General features: G+C 45.1%; 1 protein-coding gene. It reads left to right on the top strand.

Annotated elements, in window-relative coordinates:
* Positions 1-876: hypothetical protein (locus IQ244_RS32865; RefSeq protein ID WP_228059314.1), on the top strand; the 876-nt coding region annotated here is incomplete at its 5' end.
* Between the last annotated feature and the right edge of the window lie 251 nt (positions 877-1,127).

Genomic DNA, 1,127 nt, shown 5'->3' on the forward strand with positions numbered 1-1,127 from the left:
GCCCAAATTATCGAACAGATTAAACAAGAGATTTCTGTTGACCCCAATGGACAAGGGAAGGCCAGTATTCGGGCAACAGCCAGATTAGCTGGGGTAAGTGATATGGCTATTATCAAAGCGTTAGATAGTGCAAACCTGGAACCATCTAAATTGTCTAAAATGCTGATGGAACAAGGGTTTGATGGTGCAAACCAAAATGGGTGGCGCATTAATGGCATTCCTGATATGGCGATCGCCATCATCCTCGATTACTACGCTTATGAAGCAGGTCGGTACTGCACTAAACAAGCAAAGTTAGTTTGTCGAGCATTCAAAACTATCGGTGTCCGTGCCTGGATGCAAGATATCACAGGCTGGACAAAGAAAGAGCAGCAACCAGAACAACCACCTGCTCCTGCCCTGCCACCAGTTGAACAACGTTTGCAGACTTTGGTTGACGCGATGAAAACTTTAGCTGACCTCACCGGGGGAAAACTCAATCCCTACATCGAGCAGCATTTCAAGGATTACGCCGCTAACCTCTTGGCTGAACACAACAGACAAGCACTTTGCGCTACTCCTGAAAAATGGATGGGCGTGGTGAATTTTGCAGAAATCGAACTTGGCAAGAAAGTACCTCTGCACGGTTCTCATTATCGTGGGCATTTGGGTACTTGGGTTCGCACATTTTACCCACACCTGGGCGATCGCCAAGAGAATCGCTTAGTTAACGGTACTCAACAGTCAGTTTACATCTACGCCTGCCATGACCCAGTGATCGCTTCGGGATTAACCAAAGCAGTAGAAGAGTTCTTTGCACACCCGAACCCAGCAGCAGCACTCTCTCAGGCTGGGGCTTTCAGTAACAAGAAGGGGATGCGGCTGGTCAAAAAATAAAGCGATTGCCTAACACGGGGACGATCGCTTTGGTAACGGCATTGCTTAAGCAATTTATTCGTTAGTGTATCAGTTTTTCTTTTGAGAACTAAAAATTTTTCAACATGGCTGAATGGAACTGGTCAAAAAGTAAAAAGCAACCGTACACAAAAGCGCCACGATTGCAGGAGGAAAATAGGTTGTTTATTTATACACAATTGCTCACAAAATTCCGCATTCTTTTCAAAACTTAAAACAACTCTTTGAACACA

The organism is Nostoc sp. LEGE 06077, from assembly GCF_015207705.1.
GTDB lineage: Bacteria > Cyanobacteriota > Cyanobacteriia > Cyanobacteriales > Nostocaceae > Nostoc_B.